Here is a 25,420-nt window from a genome sequence, read left to right on the forward strand (position 1 = left end):
CTCTTCCGTTCCCCCTCTGTCCGGGGACCCGTCGGGTCCCCCGGGCATCCCTTCGCCCAAAAAATGGAGTCCCCATGAAAAAGCCCCCCTTTCTTGCCGGTTTGAGCGCGTGTGCCTGCCTGTTGGCGAGCGGCGCCGTGAGCGCGCAGAGCACGGTGTCGATCTACGGCGTCATTGACGCCTCGGTGGAACACGTCACGAAAGCGACCCCCAGCGGTGGCGGCCTGACCCGCGTGCCATCCCTGACCGGCAGCGCGCCCAGCCGCCTCGGCTTTCGCGGCACCGAAGACCTGGGCCAGGGACTCAAGACGGTCTTCACGCTGGAAACAGGGTTCTCGCCCGACACCGGCGTGGCCAACCAGGGCGGCCGCGCCTTCGGGCGCCAGGCCTTCGTCGGGCTCTCGGGCCCATGGGGCACGGTGTCCCTGGGCCGGCAATACACCATGCTGTTCTATTCCATCCTGGAGTCGGACATCCTCGGCCCCAACCTCTACAGCTCGGGCTCGCTGGACAGCTACATCCCCAACGCCCGCGCGGACAACGCCATCACCTACCGCGGCACCTTCTCCGGCCTCACGCTGGGTGCCAGCTACAGCCTGGGCCGGGACGCGGTGAACGCAGGCCCCAGCCCGGCCGGCACCAACTGCGCCGGCGAAAACCCGAACGACAGCAAGGCCTGCCGGGAATGGTCGGCCCTGGTGAAGTACGACACCGCCACCTGGGGCACCGCGCTCGCGGTGGACGAGCTGCGCGGCGGCACCGGCGCCTTCGCCGGCCTCAACTCCAGCGCCATGACGGACCGGCGCACCTCCGCCAACGGTTACGTCAAACTGGGTGGCCTCAAGCTCGCCGGGGGCCTGGTCCGCCGCGCCAACGGCGCCAGCGCCACCCAAGGCAAAAGCGATCTGTGGTACCTCGGCGCGGCGTACCAGGTCACGCCGGCCTTGCTCGTGGACGGCGAGGTCTTCAGCCTGCGTTACAAGGACTCGGTGAACCGGGCCACCCTCGCCGCCGTGCGCGCCACCTACAGCTTCTCACGGCGCACGGCGGTCTATGCAACGGCCGGGCACATCCAGAACAAGGGCACGCTGGCACTGTCGGTCAGTGGCGGGCAGCCGGGCGGCGCGCCGGTGCCCGGTGGCTCACAAAGTGGTGTGGCGTTCGGCGTGCGGCACAGCTTCTGAGCAGGCACACCTTCGCCAACCAGTGCGCGCGCTTCAGTGCGCGTGCGCGCCCACCAGCGGAAAGTCGTACTGCGCATCCACCACGCGCGCGGCCATGGTGGGCAGCATGCGGTCGATGAACACCTCACCCACCCAGCGTCGCAGGGCCGGGTTGCTCATGGGGCCGGCGGCCTGCAGCGTCATGCTGCTGAAGGTGTTGATGCCGTCTTCCATGAGCAGGCCCATGGGCACCGGCGGCAGTTTTTCGGTGGACGCGGCGCTGGTGGACTGCTGCCAGGCGCTGAGGAAACGGTCGAAGCTGCCGACGGTGCCTTTGCGCCAGACATCGGCGATGTAAAAGATCCAGGCGCCCTGGTCTTCCACCACGAAGCCCCAGGAAAACTCGTGGATGCCGTCGGGCGCCTGCGCGAACACGCCGATCTCCTGCACGTCTTCGCGTGCCTTGTACTCGGCGAACAGCGGGCCGGGGCCTGAGAGTTCGCCACGCACGAAACGCTCCAGCATGCCGGGGTCCGAGCTGAACAGGGGCAAGGGATCGGACCACGAACGCTTGGCGCGGTGGATGAGGCGCGAGGTGGCATCGGCGCTCTTCTGCGCCTGGATGCAGCGGTCCATGAAGGTCTTGCGGCCGTCGGGCGTGGAGATCAGGTCCACGGTCTCGGTGAAGGCGGCGTCGTTCTTGAGGTAACCGTCCTCGCGCAGGCGCAGCACGATGTCGAGCATGGAGCTTCGCGTGATGTGTTCGATCATGTAGGCCATGTCGCCACCCTCGAAGTCGGCCATCGACCGCTGCACCCAGGCCATGGTCTCCTCGTGGGAGAGCCCCTGGGGTGCCTTGGGCATGTCGTTGAACAGGGCGCGAAGCACCCTCACCGTATCCAGATCGCTGGCCATTCATCCTCCGTCGTTGGCATCACGGCCGGCCCGGGGAGATAAGGCCTGGACCGGCCTGACAGTCAGGATAGGCGTTTTTGGCCTTTTGCCTGACAGGGGGCCGGTGGCGAGCGTGACTTTTGCAGTCGATGGCGCGGTTTTCCGCGCAACGGTTCAGGCCTGGCGCGCCGCCCGTTGCGTGCCCACCACCACCAGGGCCACCAGCATCATGAGCACGCCAGCCAGCTGGCTGGGGCTCAGGGCCCGGCCGTACACGGCCCATTCCACCGCCACGGCCGAGGCCGGGTAGACGAACTGCAGCACGGCCACGCGCCCGGCGCTGAGGCGCGCCACGCCGGCGTACAGCACCACGTAGGCCAGGCCGGTGTGGATGGCGCCCAGCCCCGCGAGCCAGGCCCAGGCCGGCCCCGCCGGCGGCCAGCCGTGCACGAAGGGCCACCACACCAGCACCACCGCGCCCACGGCGCACTGCCACCAGGCCAGGGCCAGTGGCGTGACGCCGCGCGCCCGGTTGGCGATCAGCGTGAGGGCGGCATAGCCCACCGAGTTGAGCAGCGCCAGGCCGATGCCCCAGAGGTAGCTGGACGACCAGCCCGCGCCCGTGAGCGCGCCGTCGACCCAGCCCGAGGCCAGCGCCAGGCCGATCAGGCAGGCGAAGGTGGCGATGCCTTGCGCGCGCGTGATGCGCTCCTTCCACCACAAGGCCCCGAACGCCATCACCAGAAAGGGCTGCACGTGCACTACCACGGTGGCCACGCCGATGGAGGTGCGCTCGATGGCCTCGAAGAACAGGATCCAGTTGACCACCGCGAGCACGCCCGCGCTCACTGCCGCCAGGCGCGCTGCACCGCTGAGCCTGAGTTCCCGCCAGCGCCGGGTGACGGCGAACCAGGCGGTGAGCGTGAGCAGACCGAAGGCGCAGCGGAACCACACCGCCGTGAGCGGGCTCTGGCCGGCCTCTTCGAGAAAGATGCCCAGCGTGCCGAGCATGAGGCCGCCCGCCACCATGAGCCACATGCCCGAGCGTTCGCGCGCGGCGGCGTGAGGGTGGGCGCCGAGGGACGTGGACAGGGAAGCCGTGGAGTTCATGCGCCGATGGTCGGCGGGCATGCCCCATCTGTACAGCGGATAAATAGAATCCAATGCATTCGACAATCGAATATTTGAGCCAACCGCCATGACCCACACCGACCTGCAACTGGACTGGCTGCGCGCCTTCGTGGCCGTGGTGGACGGCGGATCGCTTTCGGCCGCCGCGCCGCTGGTGCACCGCTCCCAGCCGGCGGTGAGCATGCAGATCCGCAAGCTGGAAGACGCGGTGGGCCGCGCCGTGCTGCTGCGCGGCCCGCGCCACCTCGAACTCACGCCCACCGGCACCGAGTTGCTGGGTTACGCGCGGCGCATGCTGGCCCTGCACGCCGAAACGCTGGAGGCCCTGCATGGGCCGGTGCTCAGCGGCCGCGTGCGCCTGGGCGTGCCCGACGACTACGCCGTGAGCTACCTCTCACCCGTGCTGCGCAGCTACGCCGCGCGGCACGCGGGCGTGGAAATCGAGCTGGACTGCGAACAGTCCACCTCGCTCATTCCCAAGGTGCAGCGCGGCGAGATCGATCTGGCGCTGATTTCGCGCGACAAGTCCACGCGCGGCACGCTGCTGTTCCAGGAACCGCTGGTGTGGGTGGGCGCGCCGCAGTTCGAGGTGTGGCGCCGCGACCCCCTGCCGATCGCGGTCTACGAAGCCACCAGCCAGGCGAGGCGCGCGGTGATCGCCGCGCTCCACGCGCAACGGCGCGCCTACCGCGTGGTCTACAACAGCTCCAGCCTGGCCGGTCAGCTCGCGGCGGTGGAAAGTGGGCTCGCCCTGGCGGTGCTCACGCGCTGCAGCGCGCCGGCCCACCTGGCCATCCTGGGCGAAAAACAGGGCCTGCCGGCCCTGGACTTCATGGACGTGGCGCTCTACCGCAGCCAGGCCTCGCGCCACCTGCCCGCGGTGGACGCGCTGTTCGAGCAGATGGTGCAGACGCTCAGTGCGAAGGCACCAAGAAGTCCTGGCTGATGCGCCCACCCAGCTCGTTCACGCGGTCCAGGAACTGCGTGAGGAAGGCGTGCAGGCCGGTGGAGAGGATCTCGTCGATGCGGGCGTACTGCAGGTCGGCCTTGAGCTTGCCCGCGCGGCGCAAGGTTTCGCCGCTGTGGTCGTTGGACACCACGCTGAGGTTGTTCACCACCTCGTTGAGGCTGGCGGCCAGGCTGCGTGGCATGTCGGCGCGCAGGATCAGCAGCTCGGCCACGCGCTCGGGCGTGATCACATCGCGGTACACCTTGCGGTAGACCTCGAAGCCGCTCACGCTGCGCAGGATGGCGCTCCAGTGGTAGAAGTCGTACTCCTGATCGAGCTCGCTGGCGGCGCCGAAGAAGTCGCTGTGCACCGCGTGGAACTTCACGTCCAGCAGGCGGGCGGTGTTGTCCGCGCGCTCCAGGAAGGTGCCCATGCGGTAGAAGTGGAAGGCCTCGTCCTGCAGCATGGTGCCGATGGCCACACCGCGCGAGAGGTGCGAGCGGAACTTGACCCACTCGAAGAATTCACCCGGGTCGCGCTCGAAGTTCTTGCCCTTGAGCATGCGCGTGAGTTCCAGCCAGGTCTGGTTCTGCGTTTCCCAGAATTCGGTGGTGAGGGCTCCGCGCACGGCCCGCGCGTTCTCGCGCGCGGCCTTCAGACAGGTGTAGATGCTCGACGGGTTGGACTCGTCGCGCACCATGAAGTCGAGCACGTTGCGTGGCGTGATTTCCTTGCCGTACTTCTGCGTGTAGGGGTGCAGCAGCTCGCTGATGGCGAGCAGCCCTTCCCAGCCCACCTGCGCCACGGCGGCGGACTGCGGCAGCAGCGAGGTCTGGTAGTTCACGTCCAGCATGCGGGCGGTGTTCTCCGCGCGCTCGGTGTAGCGGGACATCCAGAAAAGGTGGTCGGCGGTGCGCGAAAGCATGGTGTGTCCCTCAGTCTTCAAGAATCCAGGTGTCCTTGGTGCCGCCGCCCTGCGAGGAGTTGACGACCAGCGAGCCCTCCTTGAGCGCCACGCGGGTGAGGCCGCCGGGCACCATCTGCACTTCCTTGCCGCTGAGCACGAAGGGGCGCAGGTCGATGTGGCGCGGCGCCACACCGCTCTGCACATAGGTGGGGCAAGTGGAGAGCGAGAGCGTGGGCTGCGCGATGTAGCCGCCCGGGTTGGCAGCCACGGCCTTGCGGAAGTCCTCGATCTCGGCCTTGGTCGAGGCCGGCCCGACCAGCATGCCGTAGCCGCCCGCGCCGTGCACCTCTTTCACCACGAGGTCCTTCATGTTGGCCATCATGTACTTGAGGTCCTCGGGCTCGCGCCCCATGAAGGTGGGCACGTTGTTGAGGATGGGTTTCTGCCCGAGGTAGAACTCGATCATCTTGGGCACGTAGGGATAGATGGACTTGTCGTCCGCCACGCCGGTGCCCACGGCGTTGCAGATGGCGACGTTGCCGCTGCGGTACACGCCCAGCAGGCCTTCGCAGCCCAGCGTGGAGGTGGGGCGGAACACCGAGGGGTCGAGGAAGTCGTCGTCCACGCGGCGGTAGATCACGTCCACGCGCTTGGGGCCGCGCGTGGTGCGCATGTAGACGAAGTTGTCCTTGACGAACAGGTCCTGCCCCTCGACCAGCTCGATGCCCATCTGCTGCGCGAGGAAGGCGTGCTCGAAGTACGCGCTGTTGTACATGCCGGGGGTGAGCACCACCACCGTGGGCTCGGCCGTGGTGGCCGGGCTGCTGGCGCGCAGGGTTTCCAGCAGCAGGTCGGGGTAATGGGCGACCGGGGCCACGCGGTTCTCGCCGAAGAGTTCGGGGAACAGCCGCATCATCATCTTGCGGTCTTCGAGCATGTAGCTCACGCCGCTGGGCACGCGCAGGTTGTCTTCGAGCACGTAGTACTCGCCCACGCCCTCGGCATTCGGGGCGCGCACGATGTCGATGCCCGAGATGTGCGAGTAGATCTGGTGCGGCACGTCCACGCCCATCATCTCGGGGCGGAACTGAGCGTTCTGGAAGATCTGGTCGGCCGGCACGATGCCGGCCTTGATGATTTCCTGGCCGTGGTAAACGTCGTGGATGAAGCGGTTGAGCGCGGTCACGCGCTGCACCAGGCCCTCCTCCATGCTGCGCCATTCGTGGGCGGGAATGATGCGCGGGATGAGGTCGAAGGGGATGAGGCGCTCGGTGCCGGAGCCGTCCTCGTCCTTGGCGCCGTACACCGCGAAGGTGATGCCCACGCGGCGGAAGATCATTTCGGCCTCTTCGCGCCGGGCCGCCATCACGTCTTCAGGCTGTTGGGCCAGCCAGCGCGCGTAGTTCTGATAGTGGGCCCGGACCTCGCTGGGCGAGGCGTTCATTTCGTCAAACATCGGTCTGCTCATGGGCTTTTTCTCCTGAGCACAGCATAGCAAGGACTGGGCCAGGTTTTGGCCGCCTCGCCGCCCCGCCGCGCGAAATCCCCTCAGTGTCTTCCCGGAGCCGGCGCAAGACCCCAACCCTTCCCGCCGGTGCCGGCGGGGTGCTTGCGCGCCCGCCGACGATCCTGTATTGTACGGACCATAAATTCAATTGTTCGTTCAATTAACTCGGTCTGTACGGACCATTACCTGGAGACGATAAGCATGAGTGGGTTCATCAAGAAGGCCGTTCTGGGTCTGGGCATCGCCGCCCTGGCCGCTGCCAGCCACGCGCAGGAAACGCTGAAGATCGGTGTGCTGGGCGGCATGACCGGCCCGGGCGCGCCGTGGGGCCTGGCCATCGACGGCGGTGTGCGCGTGGCCACCGAGGAGATCAACGCCAGCGGCGGCCTGAAGGTGGCGGGCAAGACCTACAAGGTGGAGATCGTGTCCTACGACGACCACTACAAGGCGGCCGACGCCGTGACGGCGGTGAACCGCCTGATCGACCAGGACAAGGTGCAGTTCATCATCGGCCCGATCGGCTCGGCCTCCCTGCTGGCGATCAAGCCGATCACCGAAAAGAGCAAGGTGGTGCTGCTCTCCAACACCTACACCACCGAGGCCCTGAACGCCGAGACGCGCTACATGTTCCGCGTGCTGCCCACCACCAACGAATACGACGCGCAGCTGATCGGCTGGCTCAAGCAGAACCGCCCCGCGATCAAGCGCGTGGCCGTGATCTCGCCCAACGACGCCACTGGCTGGAGCACGCAGAAGGGCAAGAAGAAGGCCTATGAAGCCGCGGGCTACGAGATCGCCGACGCCAAGTTCTTCGAGCGCTCGCAGAACGACTTCCGCACCATCCTGGCGGGCATCCTGGCCAAGCGCGTCGACCTGATCGAGCTCGACGTGGTGCCGCCGGCCCAGGCCGGCCTGGTCATCCGCCAGGCCCGCGAAATGGGCTACAAGGGCCCGTTCACCAAGTTCGGCGGCAACAACGTGGCCGAAACCGTGAAGTCCGCTGGTGCGGACAACGCCGAAGGCACCCTGGTGTATTTCTCGGCCGATCCGGCCAGCGACGCCTACGCCAAGCTGAGCAAGGCCTACGCGAAGTACCACCCCAACGCCATGGACGACTTCGCCTTCTACTTCTACGACGCGGCCAAGCTGCTGTTCGGCGCGATCCAGAAGGCGGGCACCACCACCGACACCGACGCCGTGGTGAAGGCCATCGAAGCCACCAAGTCGTACGACGGCATCCAGGGCAAGATCGTCTGGGGTGGCAAGGACACCTACGGCATCGACCACCAGATCGCCACGCCAGCCTACCTGGGCGTGATCGAAAACGGCAAGGGCAAGGTCGTCACCAAGTTCGACGCCCGCTGAGCCCGCGCGCCCCGCACAACCGCCCCCGCGGGGCGCCGCCGCCGGGGCGCGAGCCCCTCCTTCTTCCCTGCTGAACGCGCCCGCCTGCGGCGCCAGCCGCGGGCCTCGAGCCCGCTCTTCTCATGCAAATCGCGATACAGATATCCATCATTGCGCTGATGTCGGCGTTCGTCTACGCGCTCATCGCGCTGGGCTTCACGCTGGTGTTCGGCATCATGCGCGTCGTGAACTTCGCCCACGGCGAGTTCTACATGCTCGGCGCCTACGCCATGTACGTGCTCTACGGCCTGCTCGGCTGGCCGTACGGCTCGGCGCTGATCGCCGGCGCCCTGCTCGTCGGCCTGGCCGGTTTCGTGCTGGAGCGCGTGCTGTTCCGGCGTTTCACCGGCGACGAGATGGGCGGCATGATCATGTCGCTCGCCCTGGCCATCACGCTGCAGGCGGCGATTTCGCTGGTGTTCACGGTCGACGACCTGTCGGTCGCGCGCCCGGTGGAAGGCGCGCTGCAGATCGGCTCGGTGTTTCTCGCGCTGGACCAGCTGTACGTGGTGGGCGTCACCCTGCTCGCCCTGGCCGCGTTCTACGTGCTGATCGAGAAGACGCGGGTGGGCATCACCATCCGCGCCGTGGCGCAGGACAGCGAGGTCGCGCGCCTGCAGGGCGTGCGCTCCTGGCGCATGACGGCGCTCACCTTCGCGCTCAGCTGCCTGCTGGCGGGCCTGGCGGGCGCCCTCATGGCACCGGTCTACACCATCCACCCGCACATGGGTGAACTCGTGGTGGTGAAGGCCTTCATCATCGTCGTGCTCGGCGGCCTGGGCAGTCTGCCCGGTGCCGTCATCGCGGCGCTGATCCTGAGCTTCACCGAGGCGATCGCCTCCACCTTCTACAACTCGACCGTCGCCACGATGCTCTCGTTCCTCATCGTCATGGCGGTGTTGACCGTGCGCCCGGCCGGCCTGATGGGGAGATCCCGATGAGAAACGACCTCACCCTGGTGCGCCGCCCCGTGGGCGTGCGCGTGGCCGAACTGCTGGTGGCCGCCGCCTTGCTGGCCTGGCCGCTGGCGCTGGGCGAATCGCGCTTCGCGCTGCACGTCGGCGTCATGGTGGCGCTGTACGCCACGCTGGCCATGAGCATGAACCTGATGCTGCGCATCGGGCAACTCTCGCTCGCGCACGGCGCGCTGTTCGGCATCGGCGCCTACGTGTCGGCCATCCTCACCCGCGACGCCGGCCTGGGCTTCGTCACCGCCTTCGTGCTGGCGGGCCTGGCCTCGGCGCTGATCGCCCTGGTGACCGCGCCGCTCTTCATGCGCATCAAGGGCGTGCACTTCGCCTTGTTGACCTTTGCCTTCGGCGAGGTGGTGGTGCTGTGCTTCGTCGAGTTCGTGGACATCTTCGGTGGCAACAACGGCTTCGGCCAGATCCCGCCGGCCCAGCTGCTCGGCCACACGCTGGACCGCTACGGCAGCTACCTGCTGGCCACCACGCTGGCCCTGGCGAGCTACTTCTCGCTGCAGGCCATGTACCGGCGCGAGCTCGGCGTGATCACCGCCTCGCTGCACCAGGACGAAGCCCTGGTCACCGCCAGCGGCTTCGAGGCGCTGCGCTTTCGCATCGCCGTGTTCGTGCTCAGCGCGGCCATGGCCGGCTGGGCCGGCAGCCTGTTCGCGCACTACCAGGGCTACATCTCGCCCGACTCGTTCGGCTTCTGGACCGCCGTGAACGCGGTGATCATCAACGTGCTCGGCGGCGTGGGCGCCCTCGCGGGCGTGGTGGTGGGCGGCTTCCTGCTGATCCCGCTGCCCGAGCTGCTGCGCGACCTGCAGCAGTACCAGCGCTTCATCTACGGCATCGTGCTGATGGCCCTGCTGTGCTTCATGCCCAAAGGCCTGGCGGGCCTGTGGGCCACATGGATCGGGCGCCTGCGCGCCGGAAAGGCCCAGCCATGAGCGCGGTGCTTCAAGTCAGGAACCTGTCGCGCGCCTTCGGCGGCATCCGCGCGGTGGACGGCGTGTCGTTCGAGGCCGGCGGGGACGGCATCACCGGGCTGATCGGCCCCAACGGCGCGGGCAAGACCACGATGTTCAACCTCATCACCGGCACCACGCGCGCCAGCGCGGGCGAGGTGGTGTTCCGGGGCGAGCACATCGAGCGCCTGTCCGCCCCCGCCATCGCGCGCAAGGGCCTGGGCCGCACGTTCCAGATGACCCACGTGTTTCCGGGTCTGAGCGTGCTGGACAACCTGTACCGCGCGGCGCTGTTTCGCCAACTGCCCTCGCCCTGGTCGCTGGTGCGACCGGCCACGGTGCGCCAGGGGCGGCGCCAGGCGCTGGCGCAGGCCGAACAGGCCCTGACCATGATCGGCATGGAAAGCCTCGCCGGCGACGACGCCGGCGCGCTCGCCTACGGCCAGCAGAAGATCCTGGGCGTGGGCATGGCGCTGACCACGCAGCCCTCGATGCTGCTGATGGACGAGCCGGCGGCCGGCCTCAACGCGGTGGAAACCGATGCCATGAGCGCGCTGATCGAGCGCGTGCACCACAGCGCGGGCGTGTCCATCGTGCTGGTGGAGCACGACATGAACATGGTGATGCGCCTGTGCTCCCACCTGGTCGTGCTGGTCAACGGCCGCCTGCTGGCCAGCGGCCCGGCGGCCACCGTGCGCGACAACCCGCAAGTCATTGACGCCTACCTGGGCGCGGATCTCGAAAATGCTTGAAGCCAGAAACATCTCCGTCGCCTACGGGCCGATCGCGGCCCTGCGCGACGTGTCGTTCTCCGTGCGCCCCGGCAGCGTGTGCGCCATCGTCGGCGCCAACGGCGCGGGCAAGTCCACCCTGATGAAGGCGCTGTGCGGCCTGGTGCCGCTGCAGGCCGGCAGCTTCCACCTGGACGGCCAGGACATCACCGCGCTGCCCACCGACCAGCGCATCGCGAAGGGCCTGGCGCTCTCGCCCGAGGGCCGGCGCCTGTTCCCCGAGCTGAGCACCTACGAGAACCTGCTGATGGGCGCCTACCTGCGGCGCGACCGGCAGGCGATCCGCGAGGACATTCAAAAGGTCTACGGCTACTTTCCCCGCCTGGCCGAGCGGCAGCACAGCCAGGGCCGGCACCTCTCGGGCGGCGAGCAGCAGATGTGCGCCATCGGCCGCGCGCTGATGTCGCGCCCGCGCCTGCTGCTGCTGGACGAGCCTTCGCTCGGCCTGGCGCCCAACGTCACGCTCGAAGTCGCCCGCGCGATCCGCCGCATCAGCCAGGACGGCACCACCATCGTGCTGGTGGAGCAGAACGCCCGCCTGGCGCTCAAGCTCTCGCAGCATGCGCTGGTGCTGGAGACCGGCCGGCTGGTGCTCGACGGCCCGAGCGACGAGATCATGAACAACCCCCACGTCACCGCCGCCTACCTCGGTGGCCACGCCCCCGCCTGATTGCCCCATGCCCAACATCTACCAAACGGCCATGTTCCATGCGCTGCGCAGCCCGCGCAGCACGGCGCTGTCGGACAGCCACACGGCCATGGACTTCGCCGCCCTCTGTGCCCGCGCCCGGGCGCTGACCGCCCACCTGCAAGGCCTGGGCGTGCGCCGGGGCGACCGCGTCGCCGTGCTCATGCACAACGCCATCGACTACCTCGCGCTGATGCACGCCACCGCCGTGGGCGGCTTCAGCCTGGTGCCGGTGAACACGCGCTACAGCGCCGCCGAGCTGGCGTTTCTCATCAGCGACTGCACGCCCCGCGTGTTGGTGCACGACGCGGAGTTCTCGCCCCTCGTCGCGGAGCTGCCGCGGCACCTCGCGCCGGACCAGCTGCCGGTCTGCCTCGACCACCTGGCCAGCGACCTGGCCGACGTGCCGGCCACCGCCGACCCGGTGGCCTGGCGCACCGGCTGCGTCGAGGACGGCGACGTCGCGATCATCATGTACACCTCGGGCACCACCTCCACGCCCAAGGGCGCGATGCTGACCCATGGCAACTTGGTGTGGAACGCGATGAACTACATCATGGAACTCGGCATCGACGCGCAGTCGCGCTCGCTCATGGCCACGCCGCTGTTCCACATCGGCGGCTTCGGCGTCATCAACGGCCCCATCCTGTACGCCGGCGGCAGCCTGCACCTGGTGCCGCGCTTCGATGCGCAAAGCGTGGTGGAGGCCTTGCAGCAGAACCTGCCCACGCACGTGTTCCTGCTCTCGGCGATGTGGGTCGGCCTGACCGACCACCCGGGCTTCGCGCAGCTGCGCCTGCCCTCGGTGCGCTACGTGCAGACTGCCGCGGCGCCGCTGGGCGAATGGCGCCAGGAGCTGATCCGCCAGGTGTTTCCCAACGCCGAGTTCGGCTGGGGCTTCGGCATGACGGAGAGCTGCGTCACCACCATCAAGAACCGCTACACGCACGAGATCCTGGACCACCCGGGCTCCATCGGCTACCTCTGGCGCCACGTGGCGCACCGCCTGGTGGACGAGACCGGCCAGGTGCTGGCGGACCAGCGCGGCCCCGGCGAGCTGCAGGTGAAGGGGCCCACCGTCTTCAAGGGCTACTGGAACCAGCCCGAGCTGACCGCCGCCACGCTGGACGCCGACGGCTGGCTGCACACCGGCGACCTCTTCCGCTTCGACGACGAAGGCTTCGCCTACTTCATGGGCCGCAGCAAGGACATGATCAAGACCGGGGGCGAGAACGTGGCGGCGCAGGAAGTGGAGAATTGCCTGGTCGGCCACCCCGATGTGCGCGAGGCCGCCGCCTTCGGCGTGCCGCACGAACGCTGGGGCGAAGAACTGGTGGCCGCCGTGGTGCCGATCGAAGGTCGCCAGCCGGACACCGAGGCGCTGCGCACGCACTGCCGCGAAAGCCTTTCGGGCTTCAAGGTGCCCAAGCGGATTTTTCTGGTGGACAGCCTGCCGCACTCCTCGTCCGGCAAGGTCCAGAAGTTCAAGTTGAGACAAGGATTCGACGCATGACAACGGCCCCTTCCAGCCTGTTGGACGAAGGCTACCTACCGGCCCTGGCCCGGCGCGCGCAGGCGGACGGTTTCGTCGCGCGCCACCGCACGCTGGCCCATCTGAGAATCGGTTTTCGCCACAGCGAGACGGGCCAGCGCGCCTGGATCGCGGTGACGCCGGACACCATCGAAGCGGGCCAGGCCGGCGAGGCGCCCTTCACTTTCGTGGGCGACGAATCGGCCCTGCAGGCCCTGGCCAGCGGCTTCCCCTTCAACCGCCTGGTGCGCCAGCACCGCCTCAGCGTCGAAGGCGACCTGCGCGCCTGCGTGCAGAACTGGCTGCTGATCCACGCCGTCTTGCGCCTGTGCGCGCCCAGGAGCGAATGACATGCCCTACGTGACCACGGCCGACGGCCTGCGCGCCTACTACGACCACGCGGGCGACCCCACGGACGGGCGCACGCCCCTCGTGATGGTGCATGGCGCCAGCCAGGACAGCCTGTCCTGGCAGCACAACCTCGACTTCTTCGGCCAGCACTACGCGGTGTACGCGCTGGACCTGCCGGGCCACGGCAAGAGCGGCATGCCCGCCGGCGGCCCGCACACCGACAGCCCGAGCAACGCGCGCCATGTGCTGCAGGTGATCGACGCACTCGGCCTGGACCGCCCGGTGCTCATGGGCCATTCCATGGGCGGCGGTGTCGTGGCCGCTGCCGCGGCGCTGGCGCCGCAGCGCGTGCGCGGCCTCGTGTTCGTCGACGGCGCCTCGGTCAACGTGGTCAAGAGCTCCGGCTACAACCCGGCCATCCTCGACATGGCGCGCATCAACCCGGGCGACTGGTTCGAGGTGAGCTTCCGCACCCTCATGGGCAGCGGCACCGACGCCGCGCGCGCCGAGGAGATCGTCATGGACGCGCGGCGCTGCATCCCCGAGGTGGCCTTCGCCGACATCCGCGCCTTTGGCGGTTTCCGCATGGAAACCCTGCTGGACCAGCTACAGTGCCCCTGCGTGATCGTTGAAGGTGCCGAAGACTGGTCCGTGCCCCCCGAATCCGCGCGGAATGTGCACGCCGCCCTGCAGGCGCGCGGCATTCCGACGGTGTACCTCGAGTGGCCCGGCGTGGGGCATTTCCCCCACAGCGAGCAGCCGGCCACCTTCAACGTCGAGACCCTTGCCGCCCTCCAACGTCTGGACCTCTGATGCCGGAAACCCCCAGCCCTCCCCGCCGCACCACGCTGCACAAGAGCCTCAGCGACGAGTTGCTGCGCATGATCAAGAACGGGGACTACCCGGTGGGCAGCAACCTGCCGACCGAGAACGAGCTGTGCGCGCGCTTCGGCGTCAGCCGGCACACCGTGCGCGAGGCCACGCGCCGCCTCTCCGACCTCGGCCTGGTGGTGCGCAAGCCGCGCACGGGCACCACCGTCGTGCGCCAGCACACCCAGCCGCAGTTCGGCCTGGCGCTGGAGAACACCGAGCAGCTCACCCAGTACCTGGAGACCACGGCGCTGAGCGTGCACCGCGTCACCACCGAGCTGAGCGCGCACCCCACCGAGCTGCGGCTCGAAGGCGTGCCGGCGGACTGGCTCAAGGTCTCCACCTTCCGCTGCGTGCCTGGCACCGACCGGCCGATCTCCTGGACCGACATCTACATCCGCCGGGAGTACCAGGCCGTGGTCGAGCACATCGGCCAGCAACCCGGCGGCGTGTACCCGCTGTTCGAACGCCTGTGCGACGAAACGGTGGAGACCATCGACATGGAGATCTCGGCCGCCACCTTCCCCGCCGCCATCGCCAAGCGCCTGGGCTACACCAAGAGCGATCCCGCCCTGCTGATGGTGCGGCGCTTTCGCAACCCGGCCGGCAAGCTGCTCGAAGTGGCGGTGAGCTACTACCCGCCGTTCGGCTTTCGCTACATGTCCCGCCTCACGCGTGTGCAGGGACGCCACCAGACCGCCCCATGATCCCCAAGGAGTCCGATTTGAAAACCACGTATGGCCAGAGTGTGACGGTGAACGTCGAAGGGCCGGTGGCCCTGGTGCGCTTCGACCGCGGCGTGAACCGCAACGCCATCAACCAGGACACGCTGCTGGCCCTCACCCAGGTCGCGCGCGACCTCGGCGACGCCCTGGACATCCAGGTGGTCGTGCTCACCGGTGCCGCCGACATCTTCTCGGCCGGCATCGACCTGAAGGACCCGGCCAAGTGGAACGAGGACGACCAGGCCCTGCTGCAGCGGCGCGACATGGCGCAGCGCGGCGCGCGCCTGTGCCGCGCATGGGAAAGCCTGCCGCAGCTCACCATCGCGGCCATCGAAGGCATGGTGGTGGGCGGCGCGGCCGCGCTCACCCTGGCGTGCGACTGGCGCGTGGCGTCCAGCCGGGCCGCGTTCTACCTGCCCGAAGTCAAGGTCGGCCTCAACATGGGCTGGGGCGCGATCCCGCGCCTGACCAGCCTGCTCGGCGCGGCGCGCGCCAAGCGCGCCATCCTGCTGGGCGAGAAGCTGGGCGCCGCGCAGGCGCTCGACTGGGGCCTGGTGGACGTGATCAGCGAGCCCGGCCGCGCGGTCGAAGATGCCCAGGCGCTGGCCCGCAAGACCGCCGAAACGCCGGCGGCCCTGCTGCGCATGACCAAGGAATCGGTCAATGCCTGCGCCACCGCGCTGCACCACCCGAGCATTTACATGGACGCCGACCAGGCCCTGGTCTGCCGCGACAGCCAGGAAGGCCGCAGCGCGCGCCAGCAGTTCGTGCAGGCCGGCTGAACAGGTTCAGGCCGTCAGGGCCACACCGCCGCGCAGGCGCGCGGTGACCTCCTCGCGCACGTTGAGAGGTGCATCCGCGAGCAAGGCCGGCCAGTCCGCCTGCGCGGCCTGCACCAGTGCCTTGCAGTGCCGCAACACCACCGACCTGCGCAGCAGGCCGGCGCTCTCCAGCAGCGATTCGAGCTGCGCCCAGGTGAACGCGCGCAGCCTGGCGTCGATGGCGCGGTTGATGCCGTAGTCCGCCGGCGGCATGCCGGCGAAGAAGGCGCTCACGCAGACCGGGTCGTACAAGGGCGCCAGTTGAGGCTCGATGCCATCGGGGTACAGCAGCGCCCAGTTCTTGAGGTGCGCGTCGGTGTTGCCCATGAGGATGAAAGCCAGGAAGCGGCCGAGGAATTCGCGCGTGTCGCGCGCGGGCTGCACCGAATACTGGTTGAGCAGGCGCAGCATCTGGCCGTAGTCCCGCTCGATGCCCCTGCCGTACTTCTGCCTCGGGGCATAGCCCATCACCTGCGCGAACTCTTCCATGTGCACGCGCAGGCCGTGCCGACGGTCGAAGCGCTCGACCGCCAGAATGTGCGGAAAATCGACCGGCTCGGGCAACTGCGCCTGATCCCGCGTGATGATGCTCGCGCGAGCGCAGTCCAGCCCCAGCGCGGCACACAGCCGGTAGCCGGTGTACTCGTTCTCGACGAGTTCGGGGTGGCGGGTGGTCGGCAGCTTCAGGATGTGGCTGCCCGCCACGCCATGCCGCTTGACGACGTAGCGCCGCCCCTCCTGCACCGCGGAGAACTTCGTCACCATCCCGGGCAGGGACGCGGCGTCCTCGACCGGCAGCTCGACAAAGCCCGGCTCCAGCACGTCGAGCCCCAGCGCCGCGTGCCAGTGGCGAACCACCTGCGGGATGTCTTCGTCGGCGGGCACGGGCTCGACTTCCAGCGCGCCCATCAGGTCGTGCCCGGCGGCGGCCAGCAGTTCGAATTCGTCCTCGGTGGTGCAGCCCCTTTGCGCGGCCAGGCGTTCGCGGTTGTGGCCTTCGGGCAAGAGGTTCTGGAAGAAGACCGGCCAGCGGCCGTCGTTGCGCACCAGGCGCTCGTCGCGCGTGGCGCTCAGGATCTGCCGGGTGGCCGCGTCGTCCACCCCACGCAGGCTCATGGACAGCGTGGGCCGGCGCGGGTCGTTCATGTACGGCTCGTCGAAGGACATGCGCAGGATGTCGCCGTACTGCGAGAGGTAGCCGATGGGCTGCTTCTCCCCCGCCGGCGTGTGCAGGGACAGGCGCAGGTAACGGATGAAGGTGCTCACGGCCGGCCCCTTTCAGGCCGGTGTGTCCAGCAGGTCCACCAGCGACTTCGGCGCACCCGCCCCCGCGGGCTGCCCGAGCACGCGCCCACCCGAGCGCAGGAAGCCCTCCACCTCGGCGCGCAGCGCGCGCGGCACCAGCATCAGCTCCATACCCATGGCGCGGGCCAGTTCCTGCAGCGTGGACAGCCTGGGATCCATGCCCGCCTCGATGCGCGACACGGTCATGCGGCTGACGCCGGCGCGCTGCGCCAGTTCCTCTTGCGTCAGCGATGCGGCCTTGCGTGCGCCCTCAACGTCTTGAACGATGCTCGTCATGTTGAGCTTTCTGATGATTTTGATAAGTCAATTTATCATTTTTCGCTCGACTCAGCAAACCAATTTGATCGTTTAATTGATCATTTTAATTATTATGATCATTATATTGATCATTTTCCTGCTTGCCAAGATGGTGCCAGTACCGGCGACCGACCTCGCGCTGGCACACCACGCGGTCGGGCTCGGCGCTGCGCCAGGTCGCCGCGCCACACCCGGGTGAGTTCACCCAGGGAATGCCGCGCTGGGCATAGCGCTCCAGCACCACCGGCGCGGGGTGGTTGAAGCGGTTGCGGTAGCCCGACTGCACCATCACCAGGCTCGGGCGCAGGGTGTTGAGCAGCACCGGGCTGCTGGAGGTCTGGCTGCCGTGGTGGGGCGCGAGCATCACGGTCGCGCGTTGCTCGGGCCGCGCGAGCGCCAGGCGCACCTCGTGCGCGGCATCGATGTCGCCGCCCAGCCAGGCGCTCTGCGCACCGTTGGACACGAGCAGCACGCAGGACATGGCGTTGCTGGAGAGCCGCCCCCGGCCGGTCTCGTCGTAGTCATCGGGTTGCGGGTGCAGCACCTCGAAATCCACCCCATCCCACCGCCAGCGCTGGCCCGCCACGCAGCGGCGCGCGGCGTCGCTGTCGTAGGACGAGAGCCAGCGCGCCTGCGGCTGCGCCGCCTGCACCGAGGGCGCGCCGCCGGAATGGTCGCTGTCGCTGTGGCTGACCACGACCGTGTCGAGCCGCTCGCCAAGCGCGCGCAACAGCGGCAACACCACACGGTCGCCGGCGTCGGCGGCGTCGGGCTGCGGCCCATAGCGCGGGCCGGTGTCGTAGAGCAGGCTGTGGCCGGCGGTGCGCAGCAGCACCGCGCTGCCCTGCCCCACGTCCAGCGCGATCAATTCGAACTGGCCCGGCGCTGGGCGCGGTGGCGCGTAGAGCAAGGCCGGCCAAAGCAGCATCAGGCCTGAGAGCCGCACCACCCAGGGCAGGCGCAACACGAGCAACACACCGCCCAGCACCGCCGCCAGGGCCAGCGGCCACGGCGCCACGGGCCGGAACAGGGCTGCGCCCGGCCACTGGGCCAGCCACTGCAAGGCGAGCGACAAGGCCTGCACCGCCCAGGCGGCCCCATCCCACAAGGGCGGCGCGAACACACCGAGCAAGGCCAGCGGCGTGACCAGCAGGGTCACCCAGGGAATAGCGGCGAGGTTGGCCACCAGCCCCACCACCGAGAACTGGCCGAACAGCAGCAGGGTGAGCGGCGCGAGCGCCACCGTCACCACGCCCTGCTCGCGCAGCAAGGCCAGGAAGGCCCGCGCCGCCCTCTGCGGCCAGGAGCCCTCGGGCGCGGGCGCGGGCGAGCGCCGGCCCGGGTCGGTGGCGAACAGGATGCCCACCGCCACGAAGCTGAGCCAGAAGCCGGCCTGCATCAAGGCCCAGGGGTCGAGCAGCAGCACCACCGCCATGGCCAGCAGCCACACATGCGGCCAGGGCCACTGCCGCACCGACAGGCGCAGACCGACCACCACGGCCAGCATGAGCACGGTGCGCTGCGCCGGCACGCCCCAGCCCGAGAACAGCGCGTACGCCGTGGCCAGCGCCACGCCACCCAGGCCCGCCGCCCAGGGCGTGGGCAGCGCCAGCAAGGCCTTGGGCCAGCGCAGCGCCAGGCGCCGCCAGAGCGCGCCCACCAGCGCCGTGGCCAGCCAGGCGAACAGCGTCACGTGCAATCCGATAAAAGTTACTTTAGTTATTTCATCTGGTGGTATCCGCGGATGGAACTACCAGCGATCCGGATGTCCACGTAAAATGAAAAATGGGTCGAGTGCAACCTCGACCCATTGGGTGGTTTAGTCTCTCCTGATGGTCATTTACATCACCAGTCCTTTCCACTTGATCAGGCTCACGAGTTGAGCTGTCCTCCACGGACGTTGTTGCAACGAAGGGCTGGGCGGTAGCACGCTCAGTCCTTCACCCATCTTGATCATTCTTGCGCCAGCGTTTGGATGAACGCGCACAGTCGTTGAGCCTCAGCCTTCGTCATGTCCCGTGGGATGACGACCTGCGCCAAGTAGTCCGACCGCAAAGGGAACGGCATAACGAGGTTGGCCTCCGTTGCCAAGTAGAGCGGCTTCGGTTGGGGCGGCTGCGTGGGCGACACATCGATGATCACCGCGTCGCTCACCGCCGAGTTCGTGCGTTGCGCTGTCTTGTCGGCCTTCTCGGCCTTCTTCGCTGGTGTGGCCGTGATTGGTCGTGCGGGAGCTTTGTACTTCGTTGGATCAGCGACGTAACTCTGGTACTGATCAATCGCCTGCTTGACCCGCTTCTCGTACTGCAACAGGGAGGCTGGCGCAAGTTCGCCGGGGTGCAGGTTGTTGTAACGCCGGATGGCCGTCGATACATCAATTTTCCGCACGTCTTCATTGGCATCAACATCGCCCAGGATTTTGGTAACCGCAGCCTTCCAGCCGCCGCCGGTGTTAGGGTTGATCCAACCCTTCTCGGTGATCATCTCGACGAATTGGATCAGCCCGGCCTTGTTCAGTTGTTCCATGTTGACCTCGCTTATCTGGATGAATGGAATGGGCAAAATGATACTTTGAAAATGGATGGATGGCAAAACCATGTCTTTAGTAGGGCTATGAAACCGGGGAGAACCGACCCTCGCAGCGACTCGATGCATACCAGCAAAAGGCAATTTTGAACGGAGTGATCATGCTCATCGATACCGAAGTTCTGGCGCTGAGTGCCATCTTGGACAAGGCCTTTGAAGAGGCTGACGATGGTGACCCTGAGTTTCAGGACGTAGCGGTCAAAGACGTGAACCCGTTTGGCGACCACACACTGCTGATGGCCGTCTACGACCGGCTGGCGAAGAATGGCTTCATTGAGTGCAGCGGTCCAGCGGGCGACCCACTGGAAGACGATGACACGTTGACTGAGTACGTGCACATCACGCCATCTGGCATCGAAGCACTCAAGGCCGCAAAGGGCGTTCACTGATACGCCGAGGGCAAACTTAGCTAGCCCCTTTGGGCTTCTTGAGCTTGGCATCGCCGCGCCCTTGATGCTTTGAAAGTGGCTCGCGTACCGTGTAGAACACTTCACCAGTTTCATAGTCGGTGAGATCCTTCGCATAGGCATCGTTGTCTCGATCTATCAGACGTTCCTGATGCACAAGCTTTCCACGGTCGTGCGAAAAAAGAGGTTCGTTGACACCTTCCACGTAGGCGGTGCGTTCACCCTGCCTTTTCAGCTTGAACCTGTTGCCATCTCGGAAGGTGATCGTCTCTTCCTGACTTGCTCCCATTGATCGACCAAAGCCGCCGCAGTTCGGGCACGGCTGGGCCGTCAGCGCCTCCTGCTCTTCAACGGTGTGAGCATCTGCGAGTGGGTGACCGCATTTAGAACATTGAGTCATTGGTAAGCCTCCAAACCTACGCGCTATCGTACGCAGACGGTAGCGCACCTTGCACGGTTCTGGGCTTCCCGTAGTTCGCTGCTTGTGAGTGCGTGAGCACATCGCAGTGCCAGACCTGGGCAAACCACTGACGGTCACGTCCCTTCCCTCGTGCCTCAAGGCCCCGAAGTCGCATGATGCTGTTGCCGACTCGCACGATCTCGGGCTTCCAAAGCACCGCCAACGGCTCGATGTCCTTGCCGTTCATGTGGCTCAACTTCATCAGACGTAGGGAGTGAATCCCCTTCGTCTCGTCCGAGCGCAACTCGCCTACGAGGACGTTTCGTGGCTTACACGCAATGCCACGGTCATACAGAAGTTCAACAGCCAACCACATCTGTATAAGCATACAGCCACGCCTTGAAACCCGCATAGCCATTGGGCTGCTGGCCGGAAGAAGTGTAACGGTTTCGTGTTCTACGCCTCTTTTTTGGCCCAACCTTGGGTAACTAGATAGTATTCATATATCGGTTGATTCTGACCGATACATCGAAACTAAACTTCAAGGAATTTCAAAATGGCTACCTCTACTCCCGCAGCAAAAACCCCCAAAGTCGCAAAGCCCGCCAAGCCTCTGCTTGAGCGCCTGGACGAACAATTGGGCCGGGCAGTCCTGCAGAAGAAGGTCTCTGCAGATGACCTCAAGAAGCTCCAAGAGAAGATCGGCAAGTACCTCACGTTCTTGGAATGAAATTCCCGCTTGGGCGGGTCATGGCAACTCCGGGAGCCATGACCCTTTTGGAAGAACAGGGAGTCCATCCGGGCACCCTGTTGCAGCGCCACGAGAACGGCGATTGGGGCGACCTAGGCCATGAGGACAAGTGCCGGAATGACGAGGCTCTGATCGAAGGCTCGCGCATCTTCAGTGCGTACCATGTGCCGGACGCCAAGCACAAAGTTTGGATCATCACCGAATGGGATAGGTCCGTGACGACGTTGCTTCTGCCAGAAGAGTACTGAGCCTCTTCACCCCACGAAGGGACCATCGCGGTCCCTTTCTCATGACCGCTTCAAGCGCTCGACAAACAATTCACCTTGCTGCGTGAGCACATATGTGCGCTGTCCTCGTGCGGACTCTACCTGTCGAATAAAGCCACTTTGTCTGAGAAACCCGGCGACCCTGGCTGCGTTCTGTACCGTCCAGCCTAGTTTTACTGCAATATCCTCACGCGTCACGTTTGTTGCGCCGTCCACAAACAAGCGCATTACCCGCTTGCCATTCGCAGTGACGCTCGCCGCTGCCAATTCCTGATGTGCTGATGGTGTCAGAACCATAGCGTCTGTAGCAAAAGTTCGACCGCTCAAATGAAACCGCTCGGCATTCGATTGAGTAGCCACGTCACGATCAACAGAAATTACGGGAGTTGTCGAAGCAACAATACGTTTACTTGCCTTGAAAAGATTCATTAGGAATGCCCTGAACCTTGACGAAAGGATAGCTAACATCGCCAAAAAGCCAACAACGGCGAAAGGTACAAGGACGTAAATGAAGGTGGCTGAAAAGTAATCGTATGTCCACTTCGAGAATTCATCCCACCATCGGGAAAACGAACCCCAATAATTGGTGGGGCTGGTAGGCATATAGCCATTGACCTTCATCCACTCGGTGGCCCAAGCGACGAGCAAGGGAAAAACGATGAACGAGACACAAGCAACGCCCACCCATGCAAGAAACTTCTTCATCTTGTGACACCCAGAGTCGAAACAATTCGAGGACTCTACTGGGTGTGCAGAGGGCTGAGAAGACCTTGATCCGCGAAAACAGTGAAGACTTCAGCTGTCAGGGCGACCTTGAGGTGTCACGAGCTTCGCCAGTAGTAGCGCAGCGCCTACAACCGCGTAAGCGCCAAGCCTCCACTCCGCAGGAAGCAGGGCGAACAAGCCTGCGTAGTCCGCCAGCTGTTGGATGATCTCGGGTAGTGCAACGCCGAATGTTGCGAACTTGAGTGAGAGGGCCTTCCACCCTGTAGGCTTTGCAATCATTTTAATCTCTGTTTTGATTCGAGAGCACGAATACGTTGCTCGTGGTCGTCCAGGGCGTTTCTGTGATCGCCGAGAATTTTGGTAATAAATTCCAAATGCTTTTCAATTCTGACGGTGTTCTTGTCTACGTTGTATAGCGTTGACGATGCGAAGATCATGAGCGAAGTCAGAAGCGCGCCAGCGATTCCCATTACCCATCGACCGACTTCTTTACCTGTGACCATGATGCCCCCTTGATGCTGCGAATAATCTATTACTTATTCGTTGACCTCTGGTTAGCAGGTTGGGAAAAGAATTGTAGGAACCGCCTAATAACTGTGTACTTCCGTCTGCAGCGGGGTACATTAAATCAACTCATCATCTTTCTGGAGTTGAAATGTTTAAAACTGGTCACATTCCAAGCCACAAAGGAAAGGTCACAACGACCGATCCGATTAAGACCGGTGCCAATGTTGCGATGATCAAGGCACATTTGGCTGATGATGTTCGAGGCCTGGCACTCTGGACGTTGGCAACCCACTCGATGCTCCGTTCAGGTGACTTGGTCAACCTGCAATGGGAAGACCTCCACGAAGGTGAAAACGGCGGATGCGAAATCCGGCTTCACGAGCAGAAGACCGGCAAGATTCGAGTCATAGCCCTCCCCCGGTCAGTGTGTGAAGTCCTCTTCGCATGGCGGGCCATCTGCGATCACAGCTACATCTACTCCGGCCAGCGTGGTCCGCTCACGACGGCAACATGGGGACGGATGGTGAAGGACTGGTGCAATGCGGCAGGATTTGAAGGCAACTTCAGCGGCCACACCGCCCGCAAGACTGGTGTTCGGGTTCGCTATGACGAGCACGATGTGAAGCTTGCAACCCTCATGCACATGCTGAACCACTCTAGCGAAGCAACGACGTTGGTCTACATGGGCCGCATGCAAGAGGAAGTCAAGCAGGCCTACTCAGTTACCTTGTGATTGCCAGCTGGTAGGGTCAGCCCAAAGCTTCACCAGCGTATCCAGCACTCTCAGGCGATCAGCCGGGGTGCGTGAAGACTCGTAAGTGCAACCAAGCTCGGTGTGACGATGTCTATTGAAGACTCGTGCCACGCACTTGTACGGTCCCTTCCACCCAAGGTAGATGCTGAAGTCTCCGTACTTCAGAAGCTCGCAGCGTTTAGTACCCTTCATGTGCTTCTCACCCATGCTCTCTGGTGGCTGTTCGATCCAGACTTGTTGGTGAAGCTCGCCAGCGGTAGGAACGCCGTTGAGGACGCGTTGGGCGAGGACTTGAGGACGTGTGAGGACTTGTGCTGAAGACGTGTGGCGCTCTTCCCGCTCTGCTCTGGCGTTTACTTCACGGAACGCCTTGGCGACTGGTGATGTGGTGCGCTTCTTGGGGACAACGGAGTTGCCACCTGTGGCGTTGTAGAGCGTGTGGCCATCGAGGATCAGCTGTCTTCGCCAGAACTCCTCAGTGTTTGACGCGTCTTCTTTTGCAATCACCTCAAGCGTGAAGACTCCTGAGTACGCGTGGCGTGCGTGTTCATAGGCGGCTTTGGGGTTGTTGGGGTTCGCGCAGTCACGAAGATGCTGCTTGAAACGTGAGGACGCGTCATCAGCACGACCCACGTAGAAGATTTCTTCTTCACCGTTCTTCTTGGTGCCAACTAAAACGTAGATTACTCCTGCCATTCAATTCCCTGTGAAAAGGAATATTTAGGCGAGGCAAAGAAAAGCCCGCATTGCTACGGGCTTGACTTGTGTGCTGCAAAAGGTACCCCTACCCTTGGCAAATGAAGAGGAGTAATTTCTTCATTGGTATTTATTCGAGCACCGATCAGCAGACATGAAGAAGCCCACGTTGAAATGGCTACACAACGTGGGCTTCAATCGAGGTCTAATCTAAGCTATGAACAACTGACCTCGATAACCGAGAATTTCTGAAGTTGGCGGTCTTCGTATTTATTGACCGTTGAACCACCAACGATACGTCGTCTTCCTGGTGTCGTAGATGTCCAAGTGCCTTCCTTCCAACAGCATCCAACCAATTACGATGGCCTGATGCATCGTGGTTAGCTCTTCAATTTGGTAGTGAGCAATCAGGGCTGCGTAGCGTTCAGGGTCAGCCTTGGCGAGCATGCGACTCACGCGCTTTTCCTGCATCGAGGTTGTCGTGGTCAGCAGATCGGCGGGTACACCGAGGCGCACGAACTCGGAAGCTGAGGCCGCTGACTTAGCAGCCTTTCTGCTTGCCCATGCATCAGCCAGGTTCTGCGACAGAGCAGCGCGCTTCACAGGGTCTGCCCAACGCTCCGTAGTCACTGCCGAGAACATCTTGGCTTGCTTCGCTCGGGCTTCAGGATTTGCCCAGCGCTTGAAGGCACCTTCTGATTTCTTCGATGTCCTCGTCATAGATTTTTCGCTCTTGTAGTTTTGCGACTGCAGTTCGTAGAAGCTGGCCTGCGTCATGGCCGTTGTTGATGGCGAGATCGATCACGCTGTAGCGTTGCTGGATAAGGTCGTTGAACTGCTCTTGGAGTTCGTCGTACTGATGCAGTACATCCATGGTGCATGTGCCATGCTCGATCAGTCGTTCACGGTGGACTGCGCACTCTCTGCGAAGCTCCGTGACAATATTTAATTCACTCTCGATCCCGACAAAAAGGCTGATGATTTCGTCAGCGGTTGTTGGGGTGGTTGGTTGTTGTGTGTTCATTGAGCGCCTTCCCTTCAGATGGAAACAGCAGGATTG

General features: G+C 64.9%; 29 protein-coding genes. 16 read left to right on the forward strand and 13 right to left on the reverse strand.

The annotated features are described in order from the left end of the window. Positions 1-74: 74 nt before the first annotated feature. Complete coding sequence (locus AC3WPZ_RS03360; RefSeq protein WP_492438138.1) at positions 75-1,184, forward strand: porin; 1,110 nt, start codon at positions 75-77, stop codon at positions 1,182-1,184. Positions 1,185-1,217: 33 nt separating this feature from the next. Here the strand turns inward: AC3WPZ_RS03360 and AC3WPZ_RS03365 are convergent, their stop codons facing one another. After that, a complete protein-coding gene (locus AC3WPZ_RS03365) occupies positions 1,218-2,078 on the reverse strand; it encodes a hypothetical protein (protein WP_444688164.1) in 861 nt (286 codons plus the stop codon). A gap of 153 nt (positions 2,079-2,231) precedes the next feature. Then, on the reverse strand, positions 2,232-3,188 hold the full coding sequence (locus AC3WPZ_RS03370) for a DMT family transporter (RefSeq protein ID WP_444688165.1): 957 nt from the start codon (positions 3,186-3,188) through the stop codon (positions 2,232-2,234). A gap of 67 nt (positions 3,189-3,255) precedes the next feature. Here AC3WPZ_RS03370 and AC3WPZ_RS03375 point away from each other — a divergent pair, with 67 nt between their 5' ends. Further along, positions 3,256-4,134 carry a LysR family transcriptional regulator gene (locus AC3WPZ_RS03375; protein ID WP_492438140.1) on the forward strand — a complete coding sequence of 293 codons (879 nt, stop codon included), beginning with the start codon at positions 3,256-3,258 and terminating at the stop codon, positions 4,132-4,134. On the opposite strand, the gene AC3WPZ_RS03380 is transcribed toward AC3WPZ_RS03375, so the two are convergent. Next, a complete protein-coding gene (locus AC3WPZ_RS03380; RefSeq protein ID WP_382159499.1) occupies positions 4,103-5,062 on the reverse strand; it encodes an alpha-E domain-containing protein in 960 nt (319 codons plus the stop codon). The two genes, AC3WPZ_RS03375 and AC3WPZ_RS03380, sit on opposite strands and share 32 nt — an antisense overlap. 10 nt (positions 5,063-5,072) lie before the next feature. Next, positions 5,073-6,512 (reverse strand): circularly permuted type 2 ATP-grasp protein, encoded by a 1,440-nt coding sequence (locus tag AC3WPZ_RS03385; RefSeq protein ID WP_382159502.1) that lies wholly within the window; start codon positions 6,510-6,512, stop codon positions 5,073-5,075. A 240-nt stretch (positions 6,513-6,752) separates the two neighbouring features. On the opposite strand from AC3WPZ_RS03385, the gene AC3WPZ_RS03390 reads away from it, so the two are divergent. The 10 genes from AC3WPZ_RS03390 to AC3WPZ_RS03435 all read left to right on the forward strand — a co-directional run bounded on the left by AC3WPZ_RS03390 (position 6,753) and on the right by AC3WPZ_RS03435 (position 15,626). Then, positions 6,753-7,916: an ABC transporter substrate-binding protein gene (locus AC3WPZ_RS03390; protein ID WP_492438143.1), complete on the forward strand. Its 1,164-nt coding sequence runs from the start codon at positions 6,753-6,755 to the stop codon at positions 7,914-7,916. 122 nt (positions 7,917-8,038) lie between these two features. Next, positions 8,039-8,896, forward strand: a complete 858-nt coding sequence (locus AC3WPZ_RS03395) for a branched-chain amino acid ABC transporter permease (RefSeq protein WP_382323769.1) — start codon at positions 8,039-8,041, stop codon at positions 8,894-8,896. Next, positions 8,893-9,870 carry a branched-chain amino acid ABC transporter permease gene (locus AC3WPZ_RS03400; RefSeq protein ID WP_492438145.1) on the forward strand — a complete coding sequence of 326 codons (978 nt, stop codon included), beginning with the start codon at positions 8,893-8,895 and terminating at the stop codon, positions 9,868-9,870. The genes AC3WPZ_RS03395 and AC3WPZ_RS03400 overlap by 4 nt, the downstream gene beginning before the upstream one ends. Beyond that, on the forward strand, positions 9,867-10,640 hold the full coding sequence (locus AC3WPZ_RS03405; protein WP_492438147.1) for an ABC transporter ATP-binding protein: 774 nt from the start codon (positions 9,867-9,869) through the stop codon (positions 10,638-10,640). The genes AC3WPZ_RS03400 and AC3WPZ_RS03405 overlap by 4 nt, the downstream gene beginning before the upstream one ends. Further along, positions 10,633-11,349 carry an ABC transporter ATP-binding protein gene (locus AC3WPZ_RS03410; protein WP_382159517.1) on the forward strand — a complete coding sequence of 239 codons (717 nt, stop codon included), beginning with the start codon at positions 10,633-10,635 and terminating at the stop codon, positions 11,347-11,349. Before AC3WPZ_RS03405 ends, AC3WPZ_RS03410 begins: the two co-directional genes overlap by 8 nt. A 7-nt stretch (positions 11,350-11,356) precedes the next feature. Then, positions 11,357-12,880, forward strand: a complete 1,524-nt coding sequence (locus AC3WPZ_RS03415; RefSeq protein ID WP_492438149.1) for a class I adenylate-forming enzyme family protein — start codon at positions 11,357-11,359, stop codon at positions 12,878-12,880. Further along, on the forward strand, positions 12,877-13,248 hold the full coding sequence (locus tag AC3WPZ_RS03420; RefSeq protein ID WP_492438151.1) for a hypothetical protein: 372 nt from the start codon (positions 12,877-12,879) through the stop codon (positions 13,246-13,248). Before AC3WPZ_RS03415 ends, AC3WPZ_RS03420 begins: the two co-directional genes overlap by 4 nt. 1 nt (position 13,249) lies before the next feature. Next, entirely contained in the window at positions 13,250-14,062 is an 813-nt protein-coding gene (locus AC3WPZ_RS03425; RefSeq protein WP_492438153.1) for an alpha/beta fold hydrolase, read from the forward strand. Continuing rightward, on the forward strand, positions 14,062-14,826 hold the full coding sequence (locus AC3WPZ_RS03430) for a GntR family transcriptional regulator (protein WP_382159528.1): 765 nt from the start codon (positions 14,062-14,064) through the stop codon (positions 14,824-14,826). Before AC3WPZ_RS03425 ends, AC3WPZ_RS03430 begins: the two co-directional genes overlap by 1 nt. Before the next feature lie 17 nt (positions 14,827-14,843). Further along, on the forward strand, positions 14,844-15,626 hold the full coding sequence (locus AC3WPZ_RS03435) for an enoyl-CoA hydratase/isomerase family protein (protein ID WP_492438155.1): 783 nt from the start codon (positions 14,844-14,846) through the stop codon (positions 15,624-15,626). 6 nt (positions 15,627-15,632) lie between these two features. Here AC3WPZ_RS03435 and AC3WPZ_RS03440 read toward each other — a convergent pair whose 3' ends face one another. The 4 genes from AC3WPZ_RS03440 to AC3WPZ_RS03455 all read right to left on the reverse strand — a co-directional run bounded on the left by AC3WPZ_RS03440 (position 15,633) and on the right by AC3WPZ_RS03455 (position 19,793). Beyond that, the gene (locus AC3WPZ_RS03440) at positions 15,633-16,931 is read right to left on the reverse strand and encodes a type II toxin-antitoxin system HipA family toxin (RefSeq protein WP_492438157.1); all 1,299 of its coding nucleotides are present in this window, start codon (positions 16,929-16,931) and stop codon (positions 15,633-15,635) included. A 12-nt stretch (positions 16,932-16,943) separates the two neighbouring features. Continuing rightward, on the reverse strand, positions 16,944-17,246 hold the full coding sequence (locus AC3WPZ_RS03445) for a helix-turn-helix transcriptional regulator (RefSeq protein WP_382159533.1): 303 nt from the start codon (positions 17,244-17,246) through the stop codon (positions 16,944-16,946). Positions 17,247-17,331: 85 nt separating this feature from the next. After that, positions 17,332-18,960: a DNA internalization-related competence protein ComEC/Rec2 gene (locus tag AC3WPZ_RS03450; protein ID WP_492438159.1), complete on the reverse strand. Its 1,629-nt coding sequence runs from the start codon at positions 18,958-18,960 to the stop codon at positions 17,332-17,334. 260 nt (positions 18,961-19,220) lie between these two features. Then, a complete protein-coding gene (locus AC3WPZ_RS03455; RefSeq protein ID WP_492438161.1) occupies positions 19,221-19,793 on the reverse strand; it encodes a hypothetical protein in 573 nt (190 codons plus the stop codon). Positions 19,794-19,954: 161 nt separating this feature from the next. On the opposite strand from AC3WPZ_RS03455, the gene AC3WPZ_RS03460 reads away from it, so the two are divergent. Beyond that, a complete protein-coding gene (locus AC3WPZ_RS03460; RefSeq protein WP_492438163.1) occupies positions 19,955-20,242 on the forward strand; it encodes a hypothetical protein in 288 nt (95 codons plus the stop codon). Between the two features lie 16 nt (positions 20,243-20,258). On the opposite strand, the gene AC3WPZ_RS03465 is transcribed toward AC3WPZ_RS03460, so the two are convergent. Beyond that, entirely contained in the window at positions 20,259-20,660 is a 402-nt protein-coding gene (locus tag AC3WPZ_RS03465) for a hypothetical protein (protein ID WP_492438165.1), read from the reverse strand. A 556-nt stretch (positions 20,661-21,216) separates the two neighbouring features. On the opposite strand from AC3WPZ_RS03465, the gene AC3WPZ_RS03470 reads away from it, so the two are divergent. Further along, entirely contained in the window at positions 21,217-21,390 is a 174-nt protein-coding gene (locus tag AC3WPZ_RS03470; RefSeq protein ID WP_492438167.1) for a hypothetical protein, read from the forward strand. Beyond that, positions 21,387-21,659 (forward strand): hypothetical protein, encoded by a 273-nt coding sequence (locus tag AC3WPZ_RS03475; RefSeq protein ID WP_492438169.1) that lies wholly within the window; start codon positions 21,387-21,389, stop codon positions 21,657-21,659. Before AC3WPZ_RS03470 ends, AC3WPZ_RS03475 begins: the two co-directional genes overlap by 4 nt. Before the next feature lie 39 nt (positions 21,660-21,698). Here AC3WPZ_RS03475 and AC3WPZ_RS03480 read toward each other — a convergent pair whose 3' ends face one another. Further along, positions 21,699-22,382, reverse strand: coding sequence for a hypothetical protein (locus AC3WPZ_RS03480; RefSeq protein WP_492438171.1), 684 nt, complete (start codon positions 22,380-22,382; stop codon positions 21,699-21,701). Positions 22,383-23,058: 676 nt separating this feature from the next. Between AC3WPZ_RS03480 and AC3WPZ_RS03485 the strand changes: the two genes are divergently transcribed. Further along, the gene (locus tag AC3WPZ_RS03485; protein WP_492438173.1) at positions 23,059-23,643 is read left to right on the forward strand and encodes a tyrosine-type recombinase/integrase; all 585 of its coding nucleotides are present in this window, start codon (positions 23,059-23,061) and stop codon (positions 23,641-23,643) included. Here the strand turns inward: AC3WPZ_RS03485 and AC3WPZ_RS03490 are convergent. The 3 genes from AC3WPZ_RS03490 to AC3WPZ_RS03500 form a co-directional block, all read right to left on the reverse strand. Further along, complete coding sequence (locus AC3WPZ_RS03490; RefSeq protein WP_492438175.1) at positions 23,629-24,360, reverse strand: GIY-YIG nuclease family protein; 732 nt, start codon at positions 24,358-24,360, stop codon at positions 23,629-23,631. The two genes, AC3WPZ_RS03485 and AC3WPZ_RS03490, sit on opposite strands and share 15 nt — an antisense overlap. Positions 24,361-24,630: 270 nt before the next feature. Then, positions 24,631-25,137, reverse strand: a complete 507-nt coding sequence (locus AC3WPZ_RS03495) for a hypothetical protein (RefSeq protein WP_492438177.1) — start codon at positions 25,135-25,137, stop codon at positions 24,631-24,633. Next, positions 25,025-25,384 (reverse strand): hypothetical protein, encoded by a 360-nt coding sequence (locus AC3WPZ_RS03500; protein ID WP_492438179.1) that lies wholly within the window; start codon positions 25,382-25,384, stop codon positions 25,025-25,027. The genes AC3WPZ_RS03495 and AC3WPZ_RS03500 overlap by 113 nt, the downstream gene beginning before the upstream one ends. Positions 25,385-25,420 lie beyond the last annotated feature (36 nt).

It is taken from the genome of Hydrogenophaga sp. FW305-3-2-15-A-LB1, from assembly GCF_058787875.1.